19 protein-coding genes are annotated in these 23075 nt (G+C 58.9%); 5 read left to right on the top strand and 14 right to left on the bottom strand.

Annotation, left to right across the window (positions count from 1 at the left end):
* Positions 1 to 5: 5 nt before the first annotated feature.
* From lptA to DSM110093_RS00860, 4 genes are all read left to right on the top strand, one after another.
* Entirely contained in the window at positions 6 to 500 is a 495-nt protein-coding gene (gene lptA, locus DSM110093_RS00875) for a lipopolysaccharide transport periplasmic protein LptA (protein WP_243266279.1), read from the top strand.
* The gene (lptB, locus tag DSM110093_RS00870) at positions 497 to 1255 is read left to right on the top strand and encodes an LPS export ABC transporter ATP-binding protein (protein WP_243267747.1); all 759 of its coding nucleotides are present in this window, start codon (positions 497 to 499) and stop codon (positions 1253 to 1255) included. The genes lptA and lptB overlap by 4 nt, the downstream gene beginning before the upstream one ends.
* A 309-nt stretch (positions 1256 to 1564) precedes the next feature.
* Complete coding sequence (raiA, locus tag DSM110093_RS00865; protein WP_243266278.1) at positions 1565 to 2131, top strand: ribosome-associated translation inhibitor RaiA; 567 nt, start codon at positions 1565 to 1567, stop codon at positions 2129 to 2131.
* A gap of 40 nt (positions 2132 to 2171) precedes the next feature.
* Positions 2172 to 2636, top strand: coding sequence for a PTS sugar transporter subunit IIA (locus DSM110093_RS00860; RefSeq protein WP_093927685.1), 465 nt, complete (start codon positions 2172 to 2174; stop codon positions 2634 to 2636).
* A 6-nt stretch (positions 2637 to 2642) separates the two neighbouring features.
* Here the strand turns inward: DSM110093_RS00860 and DSM110093_RS00855 are convergent, their stop codons facing one another.
* The 7 genes from DSM110093_RS00855 to DSM110093_RS00825 all read right to left on the bottom strand — a co-directional run bounded on the left by DSM110093_RS00855 (position 2643) and on the right by DSM110093_RS00825 (position 11566).
* The gene (locus DSM110093_RS00855; protein WP_243266277.1) at positions 2643 to 5774 is read right to left on the bottom strand and encodes an efflux RND transporter permease subunit; all 3132 of its coding nucleotides are present in this window, start codon (positions 5772 to 5774) and stop codon (positions 2643 to 2645) included.
* A complete protein-coding gene (locus tag DSM110093_RS00850) occupies positions 5771 to 7012 on the bottom strand; it encodes an efflux RND transporter periplasmic adaptor subunit (RefSeq protein ID WP_243266276.1) in 1242 nt (413 codons plus the stop codon). The genes DSM110093_RS00855 and DSM110093_RS00850 overlap by 4 nt, the downstream gene beginning before the upstream one ends.
* Positions 7013 to 7056: 44 nt before the next feature.
* Entirely contained in the window at positions 7057 to 7527 is a 471-nt protein-coding gene (locus tag DSM110093_RS00845; protein WP_243266275.1) for a MarR family transcriptional regulator, read from the bottom strand.
* A 127-nt stretch (positions 7528 to 7654) separates the two neighbouring features.
* A complete protein-coding gene (locus DSM110093_RS00840) occupies positions 7655 to 8221 on the bottom strand; it encodes an ABC-type transport auxiliary lipoprotein family protein (RefSeq protein WP_243266274.1) in 567 nt (188 codons plus the stop codon).
* A gap of 3 nt (positions 8222 to 8224) precedes the next feature.
* Positions 8225 to 10309 (bottom strand): MlaD family protein, encoded by a 2085-nt coding sequence (locus DSM110093_RS00835; protein WP_243266273.1) that lies wholly within the window; start codon positions 10307 to 10309, stop codon positions 8225 to 8227.
* On the bottom strand, positions 10302 to 10961 hold the full coding sequence (locus tag DSM110093_RS00830; protein ID WP_347568644.1) for a paraquat-inducible protein A: 660 nt from the start codon (positions 10959 to 10961) through the stop codon (positions 10302 to 10304). Before DSM110093_RS00830 ends, DSM110093_RS00835 begins: the two co-directional genes overlap by 8 nt.
* On the bottom strand, positions 10919 to 11566 hold the full coding sequence (locus DSM110093_RS00825; protein ID WP_243266272.1) for a paraquat-inducible protein A: 648 nt from the start codon (positions 11564 to 11566) through the stop codon (positions 10919 to 10921). The genes DSM110093_RS00830 and DSM110093_RS00825 overlap by 43 nt, the downstream gene beginning before the upstream one ends.
* A gap of 157 nt (positions 11567 to 11723) precedes the next feature.
* On the opposite strand from DSM110093_RS00825, the gene DSM110093_RS00820 reads away from it, so the two are divergent.
* Positions 11724 to 12284 carry a type 1 glutamine amidotransferase domain-containing protein gene (locus tag DSM110093_RS00820; RefSeq protein ID WP_243266271.1) on the top strand — a complete coding sequence of 187 codons (561 nt, stop codon included), beginning with the start codon at positions 11724 to 11726 and terminating at the stop codon, positions 12282 to 12284.
* Positions 12285 to 12335: 51 nt separating this feature from the next.
* On the opposite strand, the gene DSM110093_RS00815 is transcribed toward DSM110093_RS00820, so the two are convergent.
* The 7 genes from DSM110093_RS00815 to DSM110093_RS00785 all read right to left on the bottom strand — a co-directional run bounded on the left by DSM110093_RS00815 (position 12336) and on the right by DSM110093_RS00785 (position 23048).
* Positions 12336 to 13439, bottom strand: a complete 1104-nt coding sequence (locus tag DSM110093_RS00815; RefSeq protein WP_243266270.1) for a CaiB/BaiF CoA-transferase family protein — start codon at positions 13437 to 13439, stop codon at positions 12336 to 12338.
* Entirely contained in the window at positions 13436 to 14407 is a 972-nt protein-coding gene (locus DSM110093_RS00810) for a C45 family peptidase (RefSeq protein ID WP_243266269.1), read from the bottom strand. Before DSM110093_RS00810 ends, DSM110093_RS00815 begins: the two co-directional genes overlap by 4 nt.
* 17 nt (positions 14408 to 14424) lie before the next feature.
* The gene (locus DSM110093_RS00805; protein WP_243266268.1) at positions 14425 to 15882 is read right to left on the bottom strand and encodes a biotin carboxylase; all 1458 of its coding nucleotides are present in this window, start codon (positions 15880 to 15882) and stop codon (positions 14425 to 14427) included.
* A gap of 17 nt (positions 15883 to 15899) precedes the next feature.
* Entirely contained in the window at positions 15900 to 18635 is a 2736-nt protein-coding gene (locus DSM110093_RS00800; RefSeq protein WP_243266267.1) for an aminotransferase class I/II-fold pyridoxal phosphate-dependent enzyme, read from the bottom strand.
* Positions 18636 to 18700: 65 nt separating this feature from the next.
* The gene (locus tag DSM110093_RS00795) at positions 18701 to 19783 is read right to left on the bottom strand and encodes a carbon-nitrogen hydrolase family protein (protein WP_243266266.1); all 1083 of its coding nucleotides are present in this window, start codon (positions 19781 to 19783) and stop codon (positions 18701 to 18703) included.
* 67 nt (positions 19784 to 19850) lie between these two features.
* On the bottom strand, positions 19851 to 20282 hold the full coding sequence (locus DSM110093_RS00790; RefSeq protein WP_243266265.1) for a universal stress protein: 432 nt from the start codon (positions 20280 to 20282) through the stop codon (positions 19851 to 19853).
* A gap of 12 nt (positions 20283 to 20294) precedes the next feature.
* A complete protein-coding gene (locus DSM110093_RS00785) occupies positions 20295 to 23048 on the bottom strand; it encodes a TRAP transporter permease (protein WP_243266264.1) in 2754 nt (917 codons plus the stop codon).
* Positions 23049 to 23075 lie beyond the last annotated feature (27 nt).

Genomic DNA, 23075 nt, shown 5'->3' with positions numbered 1-23075 from the left:
CTGCCTTGAGACACTTGTTTATTTTGATGCTGCCGCTGCTTTTCGCGCTGCAGGCCGCCCCTGTCTCTGCTCAATCGGCCAGCGTGGCCTTTGGCGCGTTAGAGCAAGATACCAGCCTGCCTGTCGAAGTGACCGCAGATAATCTATCGGTTGATAATGCATCAGGCACCGCAGTTTTCACTGGTAACGTCCTGATTTCCCAAGGTGAAATGACGCTTTCCGCTGGCAAAGTGCAGGTGATCTATCGTGCGGCGGACCAGGGCATTGCCAAGCTTGAGGCGACCGGCGGCGTAGTCTTGGTTGCGGGCGCAGACGCCGCTGAATCGCAGCGCGCCGACTATGACATCGATGCGGGCACCTTGGTAATGAGTGGCGATGTGTTGATGACCCAAGGCGCAAGTGCGCTGAGTGCGCAGGAAATGACGGTGAACCTCACCAGCGGTACGGCGCAGATGTCGGGACGTGTGAAAACCATTCTGCAGCCCGGCAGCGCCAACTGATGCCCCCTGAACTCAAGGTTGCCGAGGGCGAATCCGGCCTGCGGATCAGCCATCTGCGTAAATCATACCGCAAGAAAGCGGTGATCCGCGATTTCTCGATGGAGCTTGACCGCGGTGAGGTCGTGGCGCTTTTGGGGCCAAACGGCTCGGGCAAGACAACCACTTTCTATGCCGTGGCCGGGCTGGTCACGCCCGAAGGTGGCCGCGTGACAGTGGATGGCAAGGATGTGACCACCCTGCCCATGTATCGCCGCGCGCAGCTTGGCATCGGTTATCTACCGCAGGAAATGAGCATCTTTCGCGGCCTGTCGGTGCAGGACAACATTAGCGCAATCCTCGATATCCGGGTCAAACACCGCCACCAACGCCGTGAACGGCTCGAAGAATTGCTGACCGAATTTTCTATCGAACACCTGCGCCGCGCACCCGCGTTGGCGCTGTCGGGGGGGGAACGTCGCCGCGTCGAAATCGCCCGCTGTCTGGCCGCCAACCCCAGTTACTTGTTGCTAGATGAACCTTTCGCCGGGGTCGATCCGATCTCTGTTGGGGACATCCGGCAATTGGTCGCCGATCTTAAGAAACGCGGCATCGGCGTGCTGATTACTGACCACAATGTACGCGAAACCCTAGAGATCGTAGACCGTGCCTACATCTTGCACGAAGGCAAGGTTTTGATGTCCGGAACGCCCGAAGAAGTTGTGCAAAACGAGAATGTGCGCCGTGTCTATCTGGGCGATAACTTCCGTATTTCCTGAGACTTAGCGCGCTTTTCCTGATTGACGAGCGCCCGGCGAAGCATTGCCTGCGTTTTGCAAGAAACCGCTCTGATTGTAGTCATTAAACGCCGTTGGGGTCATCGGCGCCATTGACTTTCAGACGGAAAAGCGGCCTCATTGATCTATGGTGAAATCGCGTTCCTGTTTGATCCTGCATCGCCCTTCCCGCGAAGGAACGATCAAAATCACTCTGGTCGCAGCACCATTCCTCCATATCTGATAATTGCCCCCGCTCCACACCCGTGGACCGTTTGGCAATGTTCGGAACAAGAAAGACAAGGAGACGATATGCGGTATCAGATCAGTGGCAAACAGATCGACATTGGCGATGCGCTTCGGACACATGTCCGGACGGAACTTGATGAGGCGGTAGGCAAATATGCCGAACGCCCGACCGATGCCTTGGTGGTGTTTTCCAAAACGGGCCACGAATTTGCCTGCGAGGCAACTGTGCATCTTTCCACCGGTCTCAATGCGTCGGCCAAGGCCAAGGCGACGGAAATCTATGCTGCTTTCGACAGTTGCTGCGCCAAGATGGAAAAACAGCTGCGCCGCTACAAGCGCCGCCTAAAGGACCATCACAAAGATCGCGCCGAACCGGTTGAACTTTTGGGGGCGTCCTCCTATATCCTCGCGTCAGACAGCGATTCAGATGCGCAGGAACCTGATACCCTCCAACCCATGATCATTGCAGAGATGCAGATGAAGGTGCCAACTTTGTCTGTGGGCGAAGCGGTCATGCAGATGGAATTGTCAGGCGATCCGGTGCTGCTGTTTCGTAAGGAAGGCCAGGAAGGGATGAATGTCGTGTACCGTCGCGAAGACGGGAACATCGGCTGGATCGACCCTTCATAACCCACGGCGGTAAACTCCGCCAAAGAGCAGGGCGCGCGGTATGGATTTCGGCAAACTCCTCAAGCCTGAGGCCGTGAAGGTTTTGACTTCGGCTTCGAGCAAGAAGCGGCTGATGCAGGATATCGGCGAACTCGTCCAGCAGGCCTATGGGCTGCCGGCCGGTCAGGTGGTGGATGCGCTGATGACGCGCGAAACCCTCGGGCCGACCGGTGTCGGTCATGGTGTCGCCCTGCCCCACGCGCGGATGAACGGTATCGACAAAGTCGTCGGTGCCTTCGTCTTGCTGGACAAGCCGATTGATTTCTCTTCGGTCGATCGTCAGCCGGTCGATGTGGCCTTTGCACTCTTCGCCCCCGAAGATGCGGGCGTGGAGCACTTGAAAGCCTTAGCGCTGGTGGCCCGTACACTGCGTGACAGCAGCATCTGCACCAAGCTGCGGTCGAACCCAGACCCGGCAACGCTTTATACGATCCTGACCGAAGACAAGGCCGACAAGGCCGCCTAAGACCTATCAGACCGCTGCGGGCTCTGCCTCTTTCGGAGTGGGCACGCCGCGGTTCGCTTTCTTCTCTCCCAGCATCAACATCGCCGGTGTCACCACGAGCGTTAGCACCGTGGCAACCACCAGACCGCCCGCAATGGCCGAGCTTAGTTCAGTCCACCACTGCGTTGATGGCGCGCCATAGACGATCTCGCGCGTAAAGAAGTTGATGTTGAGGCCGATTACCATGGGCATCAGTCCAAGCGCCGTGGTGACGGAGGTCAGCACCACAGGCCGCAGACGCTGTGCTCCGGTCCGCAGCGCGGCCTCAAGCGGTGAAAGCCCCGCTTTCTTAAGGTCATTGTAGGTGTCGATCAGAACGATATTGTTGTTCACCACGATCCCCGCCAGCGCGATCACCCCGATGCCGCCCATGACCACGCCAAAGGGCCGCCCCGTGATAATCAAGCCAAACAGCACGCCCGCGATGGAGAAGATGATAGCCGACATGACGACAAAGGCTTGGTAGAAAGTGTTGAACTGGATCACGAGGATCACGAACATCAAGAAGATCGCCGTGATAAACGCCCCAGCGAGGAAAATCATTGATTCCTGCTGGTCCTCCGCCTCACCGGCGAACGACGCTTCAACACCCGGCGGCAGGTCCATCGCATCAATCGCGCTGCGCAAGGCGACGGTCTGATCGTTGACCAGAACGCCCGGTGCAACGTTGGCCTCGATCGTAACGACCCGCTCTTGATCTACCCGCGTGATCGTGCCGGTGCGAGGGCTTGGCTCGAATGTCACGAAGTTCGAGATCGGCACCAGCCCGGCCGAAGTCGGGACGCGCAGTGATTGAAGCTCTTCCAAAGTGCGCTCATCAGAGGGAAAGCGCACGTTGATGTCGATAGAGCCTTCGGCGTCGTCGGGCCGGTAATCAGCCACGGTGATGCCGCGCGTCAGGAGTTGCACGGCTTGACCCAAGGTTGAGATATCGGCCCCAAACCGCGCGGCCTCGGACCGGTTTACCGCGATGCGCCATTCCACTCCCGGCAGGGGGCGCGAATCCGTCACATCGGTAAAACCACCGATATCCGACATCTCCTCGCGGATCTGATTGACCACCTGCTGCTGCACCTCGCTGTCATGCGCCTTGATCCGCAGATTGACTGGCTTCCCCGCAGAAGGGCCGTTTGAGGCGGTCTGAACCTGTACATCAATCCCCGGAATGGCCGCCATCTCGGTCCGGATTTCCTCACCGATCATGGCGGCGGTCCGGCGTTCATCCCATTCGGTGAACTCAACCTGAATGGTGCCGATCAGGTCGGCGCTGTCGCGATTGCTGCTGCCGGTGCGGGCATAGACGCTGGCAATCTCGTCGTAGGCAAAGAGACGTTGTTCGACCTGCCGCACCAGCGCGTCTTGCTCATAGATCGAAAAGTTGTCCCTAGCGCGGACCTGCACCTGTGCGAAATCAGGCTCTACTTCAGGGAAAAAGGTGATCCCATTGCCGAATTGCGCATAGGCGGTGAAGCCGCCCATCAGCATGGCAATGGCAAGGATCAGCGTCATCCATGGCCGCAGAATAGCGAATTGCAGCAGTTTGACATAGCCGCCGGTGAAGCCCTTCAGGTCACGCGGATCGCCCTGTTCGGCGGCATAGAGCGTGGCCTTATCCTTGGCCGATTGCGGGGGCCGTTTGCCGATGATCCCGCCAACCACGGGAATGAAAACCAGCGCCATGAAAAGCGATGCGGTCAGGGTCAGGATCACGGTGATGGGCAGGAACTTCATGAACTCCCCCACCGTGCCGGTCCAAAACAGCAACGGAAAGAACACGCTGAGCGTCGTGGCGGTAGAGGCGATGATCGGCCATGCCATACGCTTGGCGGCATGGGCATAGGCAGCGCGGGGCGCATGCCCCTCTTGCAGGCGGCGGTCGGCCAGTTCGGTGGTCACAATGGCCCCGTCCACCAGCATCCCCACCACAAGGATCAGCGAGAAGAGCACCACGAGGTTCATCGTATAGCCCATGACCCAAAGCGCCGTGACCCCGGCCAGAAACGCCCCCGGAATGGCCAGCCCCACTAGTAGCGCCGAGCGGACGCCCAGAGCCCAGACGATCACGATCATCACAAGGATCACCGCCGCGATGACATTGGCCTCAAGATCGCTGAGCATGTCTTGGACCTGCTCGGATTCGTCTTGGGTGTATTTCACGGTGATGCTGTCGGGCCATTCCGCGCGCATCTTGTCGATCAGCTCTCGCACCGCCGCGACTGTTTCAATGATGTTAGCGCCAGAGCGTTTCTTGATCTCAAGCGCCAGCGCGGGCTGCCCATCAATGCGGGCAAAGCCGGTCGGGTCTTTGAAGGTTCGGCGGATCGTGGCGACATCCGCGAAGGTCACCACCGTATCGCCGCGCACTTTGATCGGCAGAGACATGACATCTTCGACATTCTCGATCAGCCCCGGCACCTTGAGCACCAGCCGCCCCGCGCCGCTTTCAATCGCCCCTGCCGCAATCAGGCGGTTGTTGCGGTTGATCTGGCTGATCAGCTCTTCAAAGGAGATGTTGTAGGTCTCGAACACCGTGGGGTCGATCAGCACCTCCAGCAGTTCCGTACGCTCACCGCCGACATCAACCTCAAGTACGCCTGACAGCCCCTCAATCGCGTCCTTCAACTCCTCCGAAATGGTGTTGAGCGTCCGTTCCGGCACCGGGCCGGAGAGGATCGCCGTCAGGATCGGAAAAAGCGCTGTGTTGATCTCAGTCACGACCGGATCGGTGGCGTCTTCGGGCAAGTCGGATTTGGCCCGGTCCACACCTTCGCGTACCTTGTCGAGTGCTTCGTCGGAGTCGAACCCCGGCTCGAACTCCAACTGGACAGAGGCATGGCCCTCGGCCCCGTTGGAAGTGATCTGTTTCAGGCCGGTAATAGCGCTGAGTTCAGTCTCCAGCGGTTCTACCAACAGCCGTTCGCTGTCTTCGGGCGAAATCCCCTCAAGCGAGGTGGAGACATAAAGCGTCGGGATCGGGATCTCAGGCGAGCTTTCCTTGGGGATGCCGACATAGGCATAGGCACCAACAAGGAGGATCATGACCAAGCTTAGGATCACAACGCGTGCGCGACTGAAAGCGGCGTCGATCAGTGTGTTCATTCCACCTTCTCCGGCTGGGCAGCTTCGGCGCTGCCCGTGATTTGGCCGTCGCCCGCCGGGGTTTCCTCAAGTTCATCCAGTTCCGGCACGCCCGCTGAGGGCAGTTCTTCGGCGGGGTCTTCGTTGCTTGTCTCTGGCTGCGGGTCGACCACCTCGCCATCATTCACGAAGCCCTGCCCGATGGTGATGATCTGGCTCTCATCCGGCAGGCCCGCGATCCAGATACCGTCGGTCTGGGCCCGAACGATCGCGATTTTGTTAAAGACAACCTTGTTGTCTCCATTCACCGTTTTAACACCCAAAGTGCCATTTGTATCCAGCGACAGGATTGCAGGAGAGACGAAATGCGCGCGGGTCTCGCCCGTGGGAATGCGCACACGGGCAGAGATACCCGCTGGGATCGCGCCATCAGCGTTTTCGACCCTAATCTCGGCGGTAAAGGTACGGGTCTCGGCGCTGGCGCTGCTTGAGACGAACTGCACCTTGCCCTGCGCTTCTGTCCCGGTGATGAACATCACCTCGGCATTCTGCCCTTCTTTGATGTCTTTCAGCGCCTGTTGTGGCACCTGCACCTGGATCGTCAGCGGGGTGTTATCCACCAACCGCGCGATTTCTTCGCCGGTTGAGACGAACTCGCCCGCAGAGATATCCAACATCTCAAGCCGCCCCGGAAAGGGCGCGCGAATTTCGGTGTTGTTCAGTGCTTCTTCGGCCGTGGTGACAGCCGCTTGCGCTGCGGCCAAAGTTGCCCGCGCTTGGCTAACCCGATCAACGGTAGAGACGCCTCGGTTCAACAAGGCTTCGGCATTGTCATACTCGCGCTGCGCACGGTTCAATTCCTCTCGGGCACGGGCCAGATCGGAATCGCGCGCAGCAGTGCTAAGCCGGGCGATCAGATCACCCGCTGCGACCTCGGCACCTTTGGCAACCAGCACCTCGGCAATTTCGCCCCCTGATTCCGCGCGTACCATAGTATCACGATCCGGCAGCGCTTGGCCTTCGGCTACGAAGACCTGTGTCACACTATCAGCCTGAGAGCCGCGTACGGCAACCGTGACCGCTTTGGCCGCGATTGGCGCGGGCGCGGCTTCCTGCTCCTCTTCAGATGGAAGGATATAGCCGCTGCCCATCCACAGGCCGATCAGCAGCGCGATCCCTCCAGCGATGAATTTCGACCGTTTAGAGCCGGCATCGCTGTCAAAAGAGAGCGTCTGACGCTCTTGGGATGTGTCACTCATTAATAGAACTCCATCGCTGCGACCTCTTCTTTGCAGATCACGCGTCAAATCTTGGGCTTGCTTACCCGAGTTGCGACATCATCAAGCGCGGTACTAATCGTCTCGTAAAACTCCGCAAAGGAGTCGAGCCGCGCACGCACACCATCCGCTTCGGTGGGGAGCTTGTTGATCGTGTCGTTGATCTCGGCCTTGGCGTGGCGCGTGCCTGCCAGCGCGAATTTTGTCATCGCGGCATAGGCGTCATCGGCAAGTTGGAAGTAGTCCTGCCGGTCGCCGGTCTTGTTCACACGCCGGATCAGGCCCCGCTCTTCCAGCACGCGGATTGATGTGCTGATCGTGGCCCGGCTGACCGACAAACGACGCGAGAGCGCACCAAATGCGATCGGCTCGCCCTCAAAGACAAGCATGGCAAAGACCTGACCCGACATGCGGGGCAAACCCTCGCCCATCGCGATCACGCCCATCCGCATGATGAAATCATCGCGAACTTGGTCGATTTGGTCTGTGGTATCCATCTGTTCCCCGTCTACGGCAAGCTGCGTTGACGGTAGATAGCCAAGGGCCAGCACAAATCAAGTATATTCAGAAAATTCCGAACAGACTGAACGCTAATTGCCGCAAGGGAATTTCAGACAGAAATCCTTATTTCAACCCGTTCTGTGCAATGTAGCGGGCCAGATCGAGCACAAGTTGACCACGCGCCGTTGCAATGGCGTTCACTCCGCCTTCTCTGTTGAATGGCACACTTAGGTCAAACAGGCCCGAACGCTCCCGCCGGTCGTCTGGAACGGCCACGAAATACTGCCCGGATGCGCGGAATTCACCGGCTTCGGTGGCCACAAACTCAGCAAAGCGTAGCTCAAGACGGGCATCGGGGAAGGCCTCAAAGGGCCAAGGCTCTGACGCGATGCGCCGCCCCGTCATCCGAGCAAGGTTCTGGCTAAGCTCAAGCGCAACGGCGCGCTCTGGCGCATCGGCCCAAAGCACATCGGTGGAACTGACAAGGCTGCCATCCGCCATCTGCAAAGAGATCTCTTCGGCGGCGGCATAAGTCGGCAAGGACACATCACGCACTTCAACCGAACTAAAGGCGATAGAGGTCTTTTCCGTTACCACCGGTGCGCGCACGGTAAAACGCTCAGCAGTGCCGCCGCATGCCGCCAGAGCTGCCAGCAGTCCAAAAGTGATCAGGGGTCTTGCAATGTTCATGCTTTACCGTCCCAGCAATAGAGAATTGGGGTTACGTTCAATGGTCCGCGCCAAAGATGCAAGGGCATCGGCGGCTTTCTGGATGTCGCGCAGGGTTTGCTCAGCGGTGCGGCTGATCTGCTCACCCTTGTTATAGCCTTCGATGGTGCGGCTGGCCTGTGCGAAAAGCGCGGTCAAACGCTCAACCACCTGCGGCAGATCGCGGGCCGAGACGGCGATGTTATCCGCCGCATTGCGGGCCGAGGCCAAGGTGCGGTTTACATTCTCAACCGCGCCGCCTTCGCGCAACTCTACCAACGTGGCGTTCACCTCGTCCAATGCCCGCTTGAGCGCGCCCGGCAGGGCCACCGCGTCTTCGGTGCCGATCACCGCATCGGCGGATTCGGTAAGATCCGTCAGGGCGACGACCAACTCTTCAACCTCCAGCGTTTCCGCCTTGGCAGCGACCGCCTGAATGCTCTCCACCAGTTCTGGCACGCCCTCGACCGAAGACGAAACCGCACTCGCCGCTTCAGAGGCCACATCCAACGCGCTGGAAAGCTGTTCGACGATGCGCTCTTCCTCCAGCTTGGCAACCAGTTGTTCAACCCGAACGAGCGTTCCGTTCAGGGCGACAGGCACGTTCTTGACCTCTTCAGAGGACACCAGCCCAGTCAATTCGTTCAGCAATGTCCGCACGTCTTGCGGCGTCTCGCGCAGGTCTTCGTCAGAGACGAAAGATTCCGCCGAATTGAGGAAGGAAATCGCGCTGTTAAGCAACTCTTCGATCGGCAGGCTGTTGATGCGGGTAAAGACCCCTTCGACGGTGGCCGCCGCATCAGAGACATCGCTTTCTGTGGTAGGCATCAGCGCCAGATCAAGGTCGTTTTCGTTCAGCGTCGCTTCTGGTGCGTCATCGACCATTACCATTTCAACCTTCAAACCGCCCGTCAGCAAGCTGGCTGAGGCAAGCCTTGCGCGCAGCCCATCAGCGACACGGTCCTTAAGAAAGGCTAGCGCGGCATCTGCGGTGACTTCGCCTTGCAGCCCCAGATGCGCCGGTTGGATGGACAGGATCGCATTAAGCCGCACACGGCTGTCGCCAAAGCGTTCAAAATCGATGAGGCCAGAAAGGGTTTCGACCTCACCAATCTCTAGGCCGCTCATCTCAACCGGGGCGCCGACGATCAAGCCCGAGATATTGTCGTCGAACACCACGCTAAGCTTAAGCGGATCAACCTCGGATGCGTTGAATACAGAATTCCGCGCGGTTTCTTTATCGGGGAAAATCTCGAACACCGTGCCGTCAGACACCTGCGCGCCACCCGATACAAAGGTGTCAAAGGTAATACCGCCGCCCACGAGGGTCGCGAGCGAGGAAAAGTCGATTTCGGCCCCTGCCGGGCCGATGTTCACGCTAAAGCCGGACGCGTCCCAAAAACGGGTGGATTCATTGATAAGCTGGCGGTGCTCTTCAAAGATCAATGCTTCGACGATGGCGAAGTTGCCGCGCGGCGCGATCTTGGCATAGCCGACGCGGCCCACTTCGATACCTTTATAAAGGATCGGCGCATTGTCGGTCAGCTGGCCATTGGCTGTAGAGCGAAAAGCAATCTCAAGCCCGCCTTGACCGCCGCGGATCAATGGCTCGGTTGATGATCCCTGAAAGCGCTCAGCAGCCGGGCCAACCTGTTGGTCCCACGAACCTTCGATGTAGACACCGCTCAACACGGTACTGAGGCCGGTGATCCCCTGCGCGGTGACCTCTGGCTGTACGATCCAAAACACCGCGCCATTGTCGATATAGGGCGCCACATCTTTATCGAGGCGGATATGCGCCGTCACCCTGTCGAGGTCCGATGTGAAACCAACCTTTTCGACCACCCCGACCGTCACATCGCGAAAGCGCAGTTCGGTCTCTCCGGCGGAGATGCCAGCGCCTTCTTCGAATTCGATGACGATCAACGGGCCCCGTTCGGCATAGGAGCGGTACGCCACAAAAAGCGCCACGATCAGCGCAAGGATCGGGATGATCCAGATTACAGATGCCCCACTGAGAAACATCTTGCGTGTCGGGGAAATCGGAACGTCTGGAGGCGTATTAGTCATTGGTTTTCAGGCCCTCGTCCTTGGTCTGAGTATCCCAAATCATACGGGTATCAAACGCTTGTGCGGCTAACATGGTAAAGATCACGGAGAGGGCGAAAAAGATGCTCGCGGTACCGGGATTGATGGCTGCCAGTGATTTGAGTTGCACCAGAGACGACAAAATCGCAACCACAAAGATATCGATCATTGACCAACGGCCAATGTACTCAACCACTTCGTACAGGTAATGCCGCTGCCGTTGCGACGTGACAGAGCGCTGTTTGACGCTGATCGCAAGAAAGGCCACGGCCATGAATTTCGCCAGCGGAATGGCGACGGACGCAAAGAGGATGATAAATGCGATCCCCCAGTTACCGTAATGCGCCAGTTCGACTGCCCCACCGATGATCGTGCTTTCATCCACCTGAAACAGCGTCCGGGTCTTAAGCATTGGATAGGTGTTCGCGGGGATGTAGCACATCAGCCCAACCGTCCAAAACGCCCAGACACGTTGCAGGCTCTGACGGTCGCGCGACACAAGTCGGTGCCCGCAACGGCTGCAGGTCTGCGTGCCCATCGGCGCAGGCTTGCTACAACGGGTGCAGGCGACGATGCCCAGATCCCGCGCGCTCAGGATTTCTTGGGATGTTCCAGAGAGTTCCATACGGACCATTTGCATAAGAATCTGTCCTGCGCGATGACAAGCACCACCAACGCGCCGAACATGTAAAAGGCCGGCCCAAAGCCGACATCGGCCAGATCGGCCACTTTGACCAGCGCCACAGCACAGCCAATCGCAAAGACCTCAGCCATCGACCAAGGACGCAGTTCTTCTGACAGGCTAAAGGCCGCCACAGCATGACGCGCGGGCGGGCGATCCAGCACGATAGGGACCAGAACATAAAGCGTCAGCAACACCCGCAGCAGCGGGATGAAAAAAATTAGCGCCGCAGTAGCCAAGGACAGCAAGATCATCGGCCCCCCGGCAAAAGCCAGCGCGGCATCCAGCACCGAAACAGCATTGCGGTTGCCCGCCGCATCAATCGTCAAAAACGGAAAGACCGACGCGCCGATAATCAACACCATGACCGCCACCGCCACAGCGATGATTTGCAACCCGGCATTGTCACGTGGAGTGATCAGGGCCGTATGGCAACGTTCACAGGCCGCACGCTCCCCATCCGCGGGGCGCCGCAGCCGGTAAACGGCATCGCACTGCGGGCAGACGATGATCTCGTCCAGCGGCAATTCGGCAAGGGGTGTGTCGGGGTGATCCATTCTGAGTGGATATATGATGCCGCCCCCCGCCGTATCAACAAATATTCCCGACCCTGTGGCGTATCTGCACCGGCGGATGCTTGCGCTCTCGCGAATGTGACCGGAACAGTTGGGCCTGCGCCCCGTTAGTCCAGCAGAAATCACAAAGGAGAAAGCAATGACCGATATCAACAATGCAAAGATCCTGATCCTCGCCACCAACGGCTTTGAACAGTCCGAGTTGGAAAAACCCCTGAACGACCTGCGCGGGCACGGCGCCACCGTACATGTGGCCACCCCCGACGGGAATGAGATCAAGGGCTGGGACGAAGACGATTGGGGCAACACCACCCCCGCCGATCTGGCGCTGAAAGATGTGAATGTAGATGACTACCATGGCATCGTTCTGCCCGGCGGCCAGATCAATCCCGACCTACTGCGGGCCAACAAGGACGCCGTGGCACTGATCCGCAAGTTTCACGATAATGGCAAAACCGTTGCCGCGATTTGCCACGCGCCTTGGCTATTAATTGAAGCGGGCATTATCAAAGACCGCAAGGCCACCTGCTTTGGCTCAATCGCCACCGACGTGAAAAACGCCGGTGCGCATTACGAAGACAGCGAAGTGGTCGCCGATCAGGGCATCATTACTAGCCGTTCCCCCAAAGATCTGGACGCATTTGTGGCTAAGATTGTCGAGGAGATCGAAGAAGGCAAACACGAGCGCAAGGCCGCCTAAGCCACGCGTTTCGATTTGCGATTTACCCCCGGTCGTTTGGCCGGGGGTTTTTCATGGGCGACTTACTGACGCGCCAACTTCTGCCAGAACAGCCTCGGTATCCGCGCCGATTGCGCGGGGTGGGCTGGGCATCATCGGCGGTTCGGACCCAAAGCGCGGGGCGTGGCCCGATTGCAGCACGCCGTTCACTTTTAACATATTGCTACGCGATGCCATTTGCGGATGATCCGGGGCTTCGGAAAAGCTGAGGACCGGTGCCACACAGGCATCTGAGCCGTCGAAATGCGCCGCCCAATCGTCGCGACTGTGCGTTGCAAAAGCCGCAGCAAATTCGGTAGTGCGCTCGGCCCAGGTTGCGGTGTCATTTTGGCTTGACCCATAGTCAGCCGGAAGGTCCAATTTCTCTAGCAATATTGCGTAGAATTGCGGCTCTAACGCGCCCACAGCGACGAACTTGCCATCGGCACAGGTGTAGCAGCGGTAAAACGGAGCGGCGCCGTCGAGCCAATTCGCTGCGCGGGCCTCAGACCATGTGCCTTGGGCGAACATACCGTGGATCAGCCCCATCATCGCGGGCACCCCATCAACCATCGCAGCGTCAACCATTTGACCTTTGCCGGTCACCCCACGTTCGATTGCCGCCGACAGGATGCCGAACAGCAAAAACATCGTCCCGCCCCCATAGTCAGCCACCATGTTGAGCGGTGGCACCGGGGGCGCATCGGCGCTGCCCATGGCGTGCAAAGCCCCTGTTAGAGCCAGATAATTGATGTCATGCCCCGCCGTCTGCGCCCATGGGCCGGTCTGGCCCCAGCCCGTCATGCGGCCATAGATCAGCGTGTCAGAGCAATCCTTGGGACCAAGCCCCAAACGCTCCATCACGCCGGGGCGAAACCCTTCGATCAGCACATCGGCGGAGGCGATCAACGCCCGCGCCGCCGCATGGCCTTCGGGGGATTTGAGGTCAAGCACCACCGAACGCTTGCCACGCCTGTTGATGTTGGCGGGATCCGCCGGTGCAGCTTTGCGGTCTATGGTGATGACATCGGCACCCAAATCAGCCAGCAATTGCCCGGCAAGTGGCGCAGGCCCCAGTCCAGAAAACTCTACCACCCTTAGCGAAGCCAGCGGCCCTTTGCGTTCTGCCGTGCTCATGCCGCCCCCGGTACAAGCACCTGACGCGCGCCTTCGGTAAAATCGCTTAAGGAAAGTGCCCAAGTTGTTCCGGGCCAGCGCAGTTCCATCTGGCGCTTTCGTGGTCGGTAGACGGCGGTATAAAGTGTACCAAAGCCCGCGTTAAAAGCTGTTGAATAAAGTGGTGGTTTCAGGAACGCGCCGATGAATTTCTCTTCTGGGTCACGGTGCAGCCGCAACCGCTGCAAGAGGTAGCGTTCACGCTCAACCGTTGCAGTGAACCGTGCGTGGCTGATCCACTCAACGCTTTCTTGATGGTTCGTCGCCACGGCAGCACGGGTGATGACCGCCGGGCGGTCGGGGGCCATCATCGCGGTCAGGTAGTTACGCTTGCGGTCTAGCACGGTGACATTGTAGCTCATATGCGTCGGCACGCGCGATAGAACCTCGCCAGCCTCCTGCGCGGTTTCGCAGGTTTGTAGCACATAGCGCAGGATCAGCGGCACGCCGAACCCTTCGCCCACCACACGCCGCCCGCCGAAGGTCAGCGAGATCGACAGCCCCGCGTCATTCACCCCATCAACCAGCCCCCACAGCCCGTCCGAGGTGCCCATAACCTGACGACCCTGCCAATGCGTCCGCAACACCATCGCGTCAAATGCGTTGGGGTTATAATCATAGTTGCGCACCATGACCGGTTCTTTCCCGGCCCAAATCGCTTGGGAACAGGCCGAAAGATACGGTGGCGGGCAATAGAAACTGAGGAACCGCGCTGCGTGATCGCTGCCACCCGCAAGTGTGCACAGCTCATCATAAAGCGGTGCCATCTCTGGCATATGTTTGACCAACGCGCGGCGGCATTGGGCATAAGTAGGGCGCGCGGCCTCACCCTCCTTCAGCCACCACGCATGGTAGTCAGGCCAATAGGCCGCGAAGAGACCGGCCCACTTGGGGCCGGGCGTATCTTCGGACATTGCGCGCCAGTACATCGCGGCCTTTCATCTTGCTACAGGATCTTGAACGCCGGATCAGAGAGTTCCGGACCAGCAGACGCGGTGGGCAGGGGTTTGCCCTCTACGCTGCGCTTGATCCCGTGGATCCACTTTTTCGCCCGCTCATTCAACTGGAAAGACTTGGTCATTGAACGGCCCCGCGTCACAAGGATGCCAATGTCGGCCCCTTCATAGCGGTAGTCACCCGGTTGCAGGATGCGCAGGAAGAATGCTTCGTTCTCCGACTCCACCGCGCGGCGGTGATAATCGAAGCGGTCAAAGACCACGCTGCCGTCTTCCTTCATCTTGTAAATGCCGGTCTCAGGCGCATCGGTGCAGATATCCACGCTGTCGTCCGTGTGCTTGATAACCATCTGGCTCCACCCATCGATATTGGCGGCGTCGGCCCAGCGGCCGTTCAACTCATCCACATCAAGGTTGAACTTCTTCTTAGAGAATTCAAGCAGGTGGAATAGGAACAGCGGCGCATCGGCATGGGCAAAGGCGGCGTGGTTGGTCATCGAAGACGCACCTGTGATGCGCGGGTTCAATTCACCCAACCAAAGATCGCCGGTCTTTTTGTCGATCAAGAAATCAAGCTCAAAGTAACCACGATAGCCTTCTTTGCGCAGTTGCTCCCCGAACTTAAAGGTCAACTCACGCGCCTTTTCACGCACCTTAGGAGGGAAGGCGGTGGCGAGGATTTCATTGCCACACCAGCCGCCGCGATAAGGCGTCAGTTCTTTGAAACCGACCAGTTCGGTCATCAGCGGGCCAACGATCGTGCCTTCCTTTGTGGCGCAGGCTTCGATCGCTGCACCGCGACAATCGATCCGCTTCATGATCTTGATTTCACCTTCGCCGATAATCTCGCTCTCATGGCGGCGGAAGTCGGCTTCGGATTTGATGAAGAACGTCGTGTGCCCGCTGTCGCCATAGGCCGATTGCAGCACCAGATCATGGCCGATCCCGGCCTTCTCGCAGGTTTTTTTCAGGTCGTCATAAGACTTCACCTCTGCCAATACGTTCGGCACCGACGGCACGCCCGCCTTGTTGCCGATGCGGACGGTCTCAATCTTGTTGTCCATCGACTGGCGCAGCTTGGCTTTCGGGAACCAGACATCCGCGCCCAATTCTTTGGACAGGCGCTCCGTCTCTTCGTCGAACATCAAAAAGACGAACTTGGGCTTGCCGCCGCGGCGCTTAATAAAGTCGATGACCTCTTTGTGCTGCAACAGGTAGTTGTTGATGTCCTCAATGCTCTGGAACTCCGCATGGGGCTGTTCCGAGGGGCAGAAAACGTTGGGGTGCTTGCCGCCGTAGCAGTCAATGTAGCAGATGTATTTGAAGTTCTTTACCCATTCATCCAACCCCAACAGGTTAAAGTTGGTGGCCGATATGAAATATACGGGGTCTTCGTTTCGGTGAAAGAACCGGCGGATTTCAGAGATATTTTTAAGTACTGTTGCCATGTCGTTGGTCCTTTTGGTCAAACGGGTGAAGAAGAAAGGTCTTTGCTGCGCACCCGGTTTAGTGCCGCAGTTGTAAAGACGCGCAGGCCCAGATCGGGCCGGTATCCGTGGATTTCGCTCACGTCCAAGGCACGCATGAAATCGAGGATTTCCTGACTGACGACCTGTCCGGGGACAAGGATCGGGAAGCCGGGCGGATAGGGAATGATGAAACTGGCCGAGACCACGGTCTCGCCCGCATCCATCGCCTCTTGGAGCGAGCCGTTCAGCTCGAGATAGTCACAGTTTTTCTCATCATAAGCGAGGAAGAAGGGCGTGCGAATGTCCCCTTCGGGCGTGTCTGCCGCGCGGAATGCATCGTGAAAGCAACTGAAATCCGGCAGCGGCGGGTAGTTTTCCATCAGGTTGGTGACGCGCCGATCAAAGGAAAGCCGCTCCATCCGGCTGGCATCATCCAGCAGTTCATCAAGCGATTTGGCGATCTCAACCAGCACTTCGATCAGATAGGCAACCGAAGAGCGCGTGGTGCCGATATTGGTCATAAAGAGCACGGTATTGCGCGAGGTCTTGTTGATCTGGATACCATATTTATCCATCAAGATCTGCGTCTTGAAGGTATCACCGTCCCAACCGGTGCCGCCCACGGCCAAGGTCACGCGGGTCGCGTCGAGAACAAACTCATCCTGCTCCCAGCAATCCCACATGTCGGTCCAGCCCTGCTCAACATCATAGTAGCTGGTCACGCCGCTTTCGCGGTGGGTTTCCGGGATCATGTCCCCAGCAGAGAGCACTTTGAAATACTTCGATAGAAGCTTGTGCTCACTGATCGCACGGCGCATCGACATGGCCGCTTCGACCTGCCGTTGCACAAATTCAAACCCTTCAAGTTCGACCTGCCGACGCCCTACATCAAGCGATGCAATGATCTGGTAGTTCGGCGAGGTCGACGTGTGGGTCATATAGGCTTCATGGAAGCTTTGCTCGACTTCTCCTTTAAAGTCTTGATCATTGACGTGGATCATCGAGCCTTGCCGCAGCGAGGTCAGCGTTTTGTGGGTCGATTGCGTGGCATAGGCCCGCACCCGCGCCTGTGGTGGCGGGATCAACCTTGTGTTCAGCAAGGTCTCGTCATCGGCATCCTTCAGCGTTTTCTGCTGCGCTTCGTAAGCGGCGGCGTGGGCTTCGGATTTGAACTTATCGCGCAGCACATTTGCGGCGTTCATTGCGGTGCGCTGGCGGTATGTCGGGCTGAACCGGGCAAAGGCAAACCATGCCTCATCCCAGAGGAAGATCAGGTCGGGCTTGATCGCCAGACATTCCTCCATCACCCGCTCGACGTTATAGACCAGCCCGTCAAAGGTGCAGTTGGTCAGCAAAAGCATCCGCACACGGTCAAGCTTGCCCGCCGCTTTTAGCTCCAGCAGCCGGTGCTTGACCTCCCGCAGCGGCACTGCGCCATACATCGAATATTCATTCAGCGGATAGCTGTCGAGATAGCTGACCTGCGCGCCCGCTAGGACCATGCCATAATGGTGCGACTTGTGGCAGTCGCGGTCCACCAACACGATGTCACCGGGCCGCACCAACGCCTGCACCACGATTTTATTGCAGGTCGACGTGCCGTTGGTGGCGAAAAACGTTTGTTTAGAGCCGAAAGCCCGGCTGGCCAGTTCCTGCGCCTCTTTGATCGGGCCGTGCGGTTCCAGCAGGCTGTCTAGCCCACCCGAGGTGGCGGAAGTCTCAGCAAGGAAGATGTTAGGCCCGTAAAACGCCCCCATGTCCTGAATCCAATGGCTGCGGGTGATCGACTTGCCGCGGCTGATGGGCATGGCGTGGAAAACGCCTGTTGGCTGCTTGGAATACTCCACCAGCGCGGTAAAGAAGGGCGATTTATTCCGCGCCTGCACCCCGCGCAGGATGTTGAGGTGCAACTCCATGAAGTCTTCTTGGTTGTAGAAAACCCGGCGGCAGATCCCCAGATCCAGCCCGGCGATATCCTCGACCGAGCGTTCGGTGACCAGATAGGCGTCCAGTTCGGGCCGGACCTTGGCAATCATCCGGCAAAGTTCGGGGCCGTAGCTTTCAGGTTCAAGCGCGTCGATCTCATCCTGCCCCCCCGCGCGGGCGAGATAGCGGGTCAGGATTTGCTGATCGACTTTTGATTTCAACGTCAGGCCGGGGCGGACGACGATGGCTTGAATGTTGTGGTTGAACATCACCGCGATCAGCGCGTCTTCAAGGCTGGGAACCACAACCGCTTCATAGATGAACGGGTCTTCGGTACGGCGCATGCGAGTGACATTGCTGCGCAGCCAGCGCTCTTGCTGTTCGTTCACATTGTCGACGATCAGCACTTCGAAATAGGGCTTGGCCAGGGCGCGCGCCTCGGGCGGGAGCATCGCCTCGTCGTCATGTTCGTCTTGATCCAGACTGTCACGTTCCAGCGGGATCGTGCGGCGCCGGTAAGCGCCGGTGGTCAGCGCACGGGTCACCCGGTTCACCGCAAAGGCCAGATCCTCGAAATTGCCATGGGCGAATTGACGGCGCATGTGGTCAAAGGCGGACATGCCCGGAAAGGCCCAATAGGGCTCGATCAGGGCCAGCGAGTCAAACAGCGCTTCGATTTCCTTGCGGCCCTGCGCCGCGCCTTTGCCCTTAGGGTCACGCGACATGGCGGCGGCGGCAGCGCGCAGGGCGCTCCACCGATCCGACCGCAATTGAATGGCCGAGGAATAGTCGTTCATAGAATGCATCAGTCGTCCTCTGCTGGAGGGCCGACCGATGCCTAGGTACTGCAGTCTGCGTACCTAACCTCGGCCTAGCCGCTGGTATTGTCGTTCTGCCCGGGTGTCTCGGGCGTTGTTTGTGGGTCTGGCATGGCCGCAGCAGGTGCCGCGGGCGCCGGAGTCTGTGCCACTTCCGGCGCGGTGCCGGCGGTGGCGCTGGCAAGCGGTTCCGGCGGGAAACCGTTCTTGCCCTTATAGGCGGGGATCTCGGCGGGCACCTGTTGGGCTGGCACATCGACATGCAGGCCCGCGCGGCTGCCCTGCTGCGGAACTTCGAGCGGGCCGAGGGTGTGCAGGAAGGCATCCGCGCCGCTGTCGCGGTCATAGACCGGGAAATCGGTCGGGCGATCGCGGAAGGATTTGAGCAACTGGCCCAAGCCCTTCATCCCCGTCTCACGCTGGCGGCGTACCATGTTGAGATCGATTTCAATCGGGAACATGTCCTCTTGACCCGCCGACTGGTGCAGCACCATCGAGGTTGGATCGACCACGCAGGATTTACCCACGCCGCCCGCGCCGAGGCCGTTCACGTCAAAGATATAGCACTGGAACTGCGCCGCCGTGGCCCGCGCGATGGCAAGCTCTGCATCGCGGTCGGTGGTGCCGGTCAGAACGGGGTGCAACAGCACTTCGACACCCTGAGAGGTCAGCTGGCGCGTCGTCTCGGGGAACCACATGTCATAGCAGATCGACAGACCAAAGCGGCCCACATCCGGCACGTCGAAGATGCAGAATTCATTGCCCGCCGCGATCCCGGCCTCATAGGGGCGAAACGGGAACATCTTGGCATAGCGGCGCACCACCTCGCCTTCGGGGTTGATGACGACCGAGGTGTTGTAGACCCGGCCATCTTCGGGGTGCTTAAGGAACATCGAACCGGGGATCAGCCAGACGCGGTGCCGCCGCGCGGCGGCCTGAAACTGTTCAATCGTCTCGTTATCGGGCGGCAGGGCAAACCGGTCGAGCGGGCCGAAAGGCGCCAGCTCAGAGAACAGCACCATCTGCGTCCAAGGGAAGCGCGCCATCAGAATGTCGAGCCGCTGGATCATGCCATCGACATTGGGCTGCAAGGCATTGACGTACATCTGCACGCCGGCAATCGCGAAAGGGGTCATGCGTGAATACTCCGACCAACGCGGCGCAATGGACCATTTCCTTGCCTATCTCCGCGAAGCACTTGTCTTACGCCCTCACGACCAGAACGGAAACAGGCGAACGACGCACAATGCGGTCGGCGTTTGAGCCAACGAGGAATTCACGCAGGCTGTCGGGGTGTTCTGATCCCATGACCACCAGATCGGCGTTTGATTTCTCTATCGTTTTCAGCGCCTCGCGGTGGATTTTGCCGAACTTGAGGTGCTGCTTCACCTTTACGTCATCAGGCACTTCACGCTCGACAAGCTTTTCAAGCGCTTTGGCCGCGCGGCCCGTGGCCTGTTTTTCGTAGTCAACGGGGAAAAATCCTTCGACCAGCGGGGTGCCCATATCCGGCACGACCGACAGGATATGCAAGGTGCCTTTGGACAAGCGGATCATATCAATCGCCTGCGGCAACGCCTTTTCCCATGATCTAGGCTCACTTAGGTCAACGGTCAGTAGGATATTATCAAACATGGCGTGCCCTCCTCAGGCTGTCGCGGGCTTGCGCGTTTCGCGCGCAGCACGGCCCCGTTGCAGGAAAACGACCAATGCTAGAAGTAGCAGCGCAGGGATGAACATCCAGTATTTGCTGGGCTGCGGCATCGGTTTCAGGACGCGCAGCACCTCTTGGTCCCAATCAAGGCCCGCTGATTGTGCGGGGCTGTCGTAGACCACATCGTCGATGATCATCTTGTCGCCATCCTCGCGGAACATGAGACCTGCGGCTTCCAGCTTCTCGGCCCCCGTCTCGCCTGCGCCAATCGGCAGCAGCGCGACGAACTCCAACGGGTCGCCCAGATCGTTCACACCAGAAACACGCAGTCGCAGCCGTTCGCCCGCCGGTGTTTCCTCTGCCGCTTGCACGATTTCGGTCGGGGCCTCTTCGCTATAGGGCGGATAGACCATGTCCATCCAGAAGCCCGGACGGAACAGGGTAAAGGCAATCAGCAGCAGCGCGATGGTCTCATAGAAACGGTTGCGGGCCAGAAACCAGCCTTGGGTCGCGGCGGCAAAGAGCAGCATCGCCACCGTCGCCACCACAAAGATGAACAACCCCTGCCCCCATGTGACCCCGATCAACAGCAGTTCCGTGTTGAAGATAAACAGGAACGGCAGCGCTGCGGTGCGCAGGGAGTAGAAGAAGGCCACGAGACCTGTGCGGATCGGATCACCGCCCGAAACAGCGGCAGCGGCAAAGCTTGCCAGCCCCACCGGCGGGGTCACGTCGGCCATGATGCCGAAGTAGAAGACAAAGAGGTGCACAGCGATCAGCGGTACGATCAGCCCGTTCTGCTGACCCAGCGTCACAATGACGGGCGCCAACAGCGCCGAAACCACGATATAGTTCGCCGTGGTGGGCAGGCCCATGCCAAGGATCAGCGACAGGACCGCCGTCAGGAAGAGAATGGCAAGGATATTGCCGCCCGAAAGCACCTCAACCACATCCGCCAATGCCGAGCCGACACCGGTCTGGCTGACCGCGCCCACGATGATACCAGCCGTTGCCGTGGCAATGCCGATCCCGATCATGTTGCGCGCTCCGGTGACCAACCCGTCGATCAGGTCAAGCACACCCGCTTTCACATCGTTCACAAACTGGCTTTCGCCACGGAACATCGCCATCAACGGACGCTGTGTCAGCAGGATAAAGATCATGTAAGCCGCCGCCCAGAAGGCCGAGAGGCCGGGCGACAGACGGTCGACCATCAGCGCCCAGACCAGCACGACCACGGGCAGAATAAAATGCAGACCCGAGCGCGCGGTCGGGCCGGGCATCGGCAGCGATGTTACCTCTGCGTTTGGGTCGTCCAGTTTCAGCGGCTCTTCTTTGCTGGCGACATAGAGCAGGCCAACATAGACCGCCGTGAGGAAGACAAAGATGATGTAGCCCGCCGTCTCAGGGAAGGCCGGGCGGATCCAGCCCATCAGGTAATAAACGGCAAAGGACAGCGCGCAGATCGCGATGATCGCAAAGGCGATGCCGATCAACTGCTGCACCAGCGGCTTGGGTGTATAGGCGCGGGGCAGACCCTGCATCCCGGCTTTCATCGCTTCAAGGTGCACGATGTACACAAGCGCAATGTAAGAAATCACCGCAGGCAAGAAGGCGTGTTTGACCACGTCGAAATAGGGAATCCCGACATACTCGACCATCAGGAAGGCCGCAGCGCCCATCACGGGCGGCATGATCTGGCCGTTGACCGACGAAGCCACCTCAACCGCGCCGGCTTTCTCGGAGTTGAAGCCCACTTTCTTCATCAGCGGAATGGTGAATGTGCCGGTGGTTACAACGTTCGCGATGGAAGAGCCCGAGATCAGGCCGGTCATTGCCGATGCCACAACCGCCGCTTTCGCCGGACCGCCACGCATGTGGCCCATGAGGCTGAACGCGACTTGAATGAAGTAGTTGCCCGCGCCCGCACGATCTAACAGCGAGCCGAACAGCACGAAGAGGAACACGAAAGAGGTCGAAACCCCAAGCGCGATGCCAAAGACGCCTTCGGTGGTGATCCACTGGTGGTTCACAATCTCCGACAGGCTGTTGCCCTTATGGGCGATGATGCTGGGCATATAGGGGCCAAGCACGGTGTAGAAAAGAAAGACGCTCGCCACGATCATCAACGCTGGCCCAAGGGCGCGGCGCGTGGCTTCGAGCAGAATTAACAATCCGGTAACACCTGCGATATAGTCTGGCAGGATCGGTGCGCCGACGCGGTTGGCGATTTCACGGTAGAAGATAAAGAGGTATAGCGCACAAAAGGTGCCGACGATGGCCAAGGCCCACTCCCAGATTGGAACGCGGTTCTTGGGGGAGCCGAGCAGCACTGTCGCAATCACGAAAAGTGCGGGGATCGGGATCCACCAAATCGCGGTCGAATCCTTGGTGCTGACCATAAAGAGCGCGGCAAGAACGGCCGGAACGATGACACCAAGTGCCACCTGAAAACTCGTCCGCGTGGCTGGAAACACCATGATGCCAAGGAATACGGCAAAGCCCAAGTGAATGGAGCGGGCCAGCGTATCGTTGAACAGACCAATGGGTGACGCGATGTAGAGTTGAAACAGCGACCAAGCCAGTGCCACCAACAGCAGCAAGGTGCCCATCAGCCCACTAACAGCACGGCCACCCGTATCAGAAGAAGCGACAAGTTCGTCCAGTTCCGCCTGGCTCAATCCGCCCCGGTCACCGGTTGCGGCGGTCTCAACGGCCGCCGCCTGTTGCTGGTCCTTCTCAGACATATCTTCCCCCTGTCGGCTCCACCTTAG

The sequence above is a fragment of the Sulfitobacter sp. DSM 110093 genome (assembly GCF_022788715.1).
Classification (GTDB): domain Bacteria; phylum Pseudomonadota; class Alphaproteobacteria; order Rhodobacterales; family Rhodobacteraceae; genus Sulfitobacter.
Note: the sequence above shows the minus strand (reverse complement) of the source record. Positions and strands in the feature narration are given on the sequence as shown.